The following is a 4,520-nucleotide window of genomic DNA, read 5'->3' as shown; positions in this document are numbered from 1 at the left end:
CAAGCAAATGACCGGAAACCAAACCACCCACACAAACCGCGAAATAGCCCGATTCCGGCAATTTGCTGATCGCATCACAGCCTGTGACCGATGCCACCGAAGCGCAATTGCAGGGCTTCGTCTATTTCGGCACGCTGCTGCCCTATTACTCTGCGGTCAAAAGCGTCGTCCTGGCCGAGGATGGCAGCTTCGCGCTGAACATCGTCGGGGAGAACCCGGTGGTCCTGGCGACCAATCTGGGTGCCAACACCAGCTTTCGCGACACGATCCATTTCTCGGCGGACGGCACGCGGCTGGACGCGGCGCCCGCCGCCATGTCCGGGCCGACGATCACCGCCGGTGGCAACAGCGCGTCGGTCAACGCGCTGGACGGCACGCGGACGCCGCTGTTGGATCTGGGCGATATGCTGGCCTCGGCGGGGGTGTCGAGCAATCCCGGTGCCGCGCCGCAGGTCGTGCTGACCCTGACCGCAGGAGAGAGCCGCGCCACGGCCAGCTTCACCCCGACCGGCGAGCCGTCTTTCGGCATCCTGCCCGCGCAGCCCGCGTCGATCGCGCTGGCGCAGGCCGGGGACAACGTGCTGCTGATCTATCAGGACCAGGCCAGCCGCGATGTCCTGGCCCGGCTCTTTTCCCGCGACGCCACCCAGATCGGTGCGGAATTCACCATCGGCGGCACCGACAACGTCGCCTTCAACCGCGCGGTCGAGGACAGCGTTCACGCCCTGACGCTGGACAGCGGTACCATCGTCGTGACCTGGTCCAACCGGCGGGACGGCGTCGATGCAGACCCCGAGCTGTTCCAGGCGCTGCTCAACCCCGATGGCAGCCTGCTGCGCGGGCCCGAAGTGGTCAACACCGACCTGACCGGCGGCACGCAATATGACGGTCGGATCTTTGCGCTGTCGGATGGCGGCTATGCGATCCTCTATCACACCCTTGGCGGATCGCCCTACCGGCAGGAGGCCGTGGTGCGGCAGTACGATGCGGATGGCACTCCCGTCGGCGGCAGCACCACCTTCGAGGACCAGACCGAGGGCCGCTCGCTGAATGCGCATTTCGGTGCGATCTTTCCCAACGGCTTTGCCTATATGATCGACGGGCTGGAAACCGAGTTCACCGCCGTGATCGAGGGCCAGCCCGCCCCGATCAACCAGCCCCCCACCCCGCCGGTGGTCGAGACCGGCACGGGAGGCGCCGACAGCCTCCTCGGCGGGGCCGGCAATGACACCCTGTCGGGGGGCGGCGGCAACGACACGATCGACGGCGGCCCCGGCCACGACCGGATCAACGGCGGCATCGGCTTCGACAGCCTTGATGGCGGCGCGGGCGATGACGTGATCCTGGGGCTGGGCGGGTTCGACACGCTGAACGGCGGGGCGGGCCATGACACGCTTGAGGGCAATGCCGGCAATGACGTGCTGAACGGCGGCGACGGCGATGACGAGCTACAGGGCGGGCTGGGGTTCGACCTGCTGAACGGCGATGCGGGCGATGACCTGATCGTGGGCCGCGACGGGTTCGACACTTTGAATGGCGGCACAGGCGCGGATACGCTGCAGGGCAACAACGGCAATGACCTGATCTTTGGCGGTGATGACACTGACCGGCTGGAAGGCGGGCTCGGGTCCGACACGCTGCAGGGCGATGGCGGAGATGATCTGCTGTTCGGCGGCAACGGGTTCGACCTGCTGTTTGGCGGTGCGGGTGATGACCGGCTTGAGGGTAACTCGGGCAACGACACGCTGGATGGCGGCGCCGGGGCGGATGTGCTCAAGGGTGGCCTGGGGGTGGATACCTTTGTGTTCGGCGTGGGCTATGGTGCCGACCGGATCGCCGATTTCCAGAACAACATCGACGCGATCCATCTCGACGCCGACCTGCTGGGTGGGGGCACGCCGGTGCCCGCCGACCTGATCCAGTACGCCGTGCGTACCGCCGAGGGCTTCCTGATCCTCGATTTCGGCAATGGCGACACGCTGACCTTCACCGGCGTCACCAACACCGGTGCGATCCTGGACGAGGTGGTGTTCGTCTGAAAATACCGGTGCGCGGGCCGAGGCCCTGTTGTGCAGCCCGGTCCGTTCCGATGCGTTGCGGAACGGACCGGAGCGCGACCCTGTGGATGCCACGCATATACCCCTGGTCGCCCTGGCAGCCTGATCACCAAATCTGATGATGTCGCCTCCGAAAGAGTGTTTATAACTTCTGCCGGAATCGCCGATCACGGGACGTGAGCACTGCGGCCATTCCCTATCGATATCTTTTGCAACGGAAAATCAGGATGACCTTCACATTCGGACCTGCCATCAATTTCCGCGACGACCGTGACCATGGCGTCGATTACAGTTCCACCGGCGTGTTCCGCCTGGACGGCGACCTTGTGCTGGGGGTGTTCCCGGCGCGCGGCTATCTTGGCGCGAATTTCGCCGTCTACGACCTGTCGGGCGCGCGGCTGATCGGCGCGCAGGAACTGGACCCCTCGCGCTTTGTCACCGGCTCGCGCATCGTCGAGGAACAGCATATCTTTGGCGCGCTGCGCGATGGCGACGTGATCACGGTGTTCTTCAGCGAACAGGGCTGGAACCAGGATGCTTTCGATTATGAGAATGCCTCTTACATGCGGCAATACAGCCTGAGCACCGGCCAGCCGCTGGGCGCCGCGACCCCGATCGACGTGCCCGGCATGCTGACCCCCGACAACAGTGCCGCGACCCAGACCAGCACCGGGCTGCTGGCGGTCTCGGCAGGCTATGCGGGGCTGGGCGGGCTGGCCACGCCGCGCGATCTGGGGCTGATCCTGATCGACAATCAGGGGCAGGTGCTGCGCGGGCCCGACCAGGAGCCGCCCGACAGCTACAGCGGGCGCAATGCGGGCGGCCAGGCGGTGCTGGAAACCGACGAAGGCTTCATGACGCTGCACGCCCGGACCGAGCTGCGCGTCAGCGGCTTTACCGTCACCAATGTCCTGAACGTGACGGCACAGCGCCATGACGCGGCGGGCGGGCTGATTGGCGATCCGATCCCCGTGTTCGAGGATATCACCTCGCGCTCGGTTGCGCCGCAGGACGCGCTCAAGGCGGCGCTGCTGGCCGATGGGCGGATCGTCGTGGTGGTGCCCGATTCCGCGCCACCGGACCTGCCCGAGGGCGAGGTCAGCGCGCGGCTGCGCGCGGTAATCCTGAATGCCGATGGCAGCGTTGCGGTGCCCGATTTCGCCATCCGCCAGGCCCCCGATCAAAGCTCGGGATCGGCGCAGTCGTTCTTTTCGCTGAACGCGCTGGAGGATGGCGGCTTCATCGTGGGCTACAACATCATCGGCAGTTCCAATTTCCTGACCATGGCGTTCCAGATCTATGGGGCCGATGCCCGGCCCGAAGAGTTCCTGACCTATCGCTACTCGCTGGCCGATGCCAACGCCGGGGCGACCGGGTCGCAGAATTTCACGCTGCTGCGCGGTGACGGCACCGGGCTGATCATCGACGGCACGCTTCTGGCGCGTGGCTTTGGCGTGCCGGTCTCGGACGGGCCGCCCGCGCCCCAGCCCGTGCCGGGCGAGGATCTGGCGGGCACCGGCGGGTCGGATGTGATCGACGGCACCGCAGGCGATGACACGATCAGCGCGGGCAATGGCAATGACACGGTGTACGGCGGGGCGGGTGATGACGACATCAACGCCGGTTTCGGCTTTGACCTGGTCTATGGCGGTGATGGCAATGACGTGGTGCGTGGCCTGAACGGCTTCGACACGCTTTATGGCGATGGCGGCAATGACACTTTGTTCGGCAATGCGGGCAACGATGTGCTCTATGGTGGTGACGGCGACGATCTGCTGAACGGTGGCATCGGGTTCGACGAGTTGCATGGCGATGCGGGTGACGACACGCTGATCGGGGGCGACGGGTTCGACACGCTATATGGCGGGGACGGCGACGACAGCCTGCAGGGCAATGCCGGAAATGACGCACTCTATGGCGGGGACGGGAACGACCGGCTGGAAGGCGGGATCGGGGCCGACACGCTGGATGGTGGCGCCGGCAACGACCTGATGTATGGCGGCAGCGGGTTCGACGTTCTGTTCGGTGGCGACGGCGATGACCGGCTTGAGGGCAACTCGGGCAACGACACGCTGGACGGCGGGGCTGGCAATGATGTGCTGGTCGGTGGCCTGGGGGCGGATACCTTCGTGTTCGGTGTCGGCTACGGTCAGGACCGGATCGCCGACTTCCAGAACAACATCGACAGCATCCATATCGACGCCGACCTGCTGGGCGGGGGCACGCCGGTGCCCACCGACCTGATCCAGTACGCCGGGCGCACCGCCGAGGGCTTCCTGATCCTCGATTTCGGCACTGGCGACACGCTGACCTTCACCGGCGTCACCAACACCGGGGCCATCCTGGACGAGGTGGTGTTCATCTGAGGTCACCCCTCCCTCCCGGCCTTTCGCATGCGAAAGGCCGGGGGCTGCATGACGCGGGGTGATCGGCGCTTTTCGGCACAGCTTGGCCCTGCTGGTA

At 66.0% G+C, this 4,520-nt stretch carries 2 protein-coding genes; both read left to right on the top strand.

The genetic code is table 11. From position 1 onward, the window contains the following. The first annotated feature begins 83 nt into the window (after positions 1-83). Positions 84-2,039, top strand: coding sequence for a calcium-binding protein (locus tag ACFTOW_RS01800; protein WP_379912481.1), 1,956 nt, complete (start codon positions 84-86; stop codon positions 2,037-2,039). A 245-nt stretch (positions 2,040-2,284) separates the two neighbouring features. Then, complete coding sequence (locus tag ACFTOW_RS01795; RefSeq protein WP_379912479.1) at positions 2,285-4,423, top strand: calcium-binding protein; 2,139 nt, start codon at positions 2,285-2,287, stop codon at positions 4,421-4,423. The last annotated feature ends 97 nt before the right edge of the window (positions 4,424-4,520 follow it).

It is taken from the genome of Lacimonas salitolerans, assembly GCF_042677865.1.
Classification (GTDB): domain Bacteria; phylum Pseudomonadota; class Alphaproteobacteria; order Rhodobacterales; family Rhodobacteraceae; genus Lutimaribacter; species Lutimaribacter salitolerans.
The sequence above is the reverse complement of the archived record's forward strand: the minus strand, read 5'-3'. Positions and strand labels throughout refer to the sequence as shown.

Coding starts and splice junctions, on each gene's coding strand:
- ACFTOW_RS01795 (WP_379912479.1), top strand. CDS start 2,285: ATGACCTTCACATTCGGACCTGCCATCAATTTCCGCGACGACCGTGAC.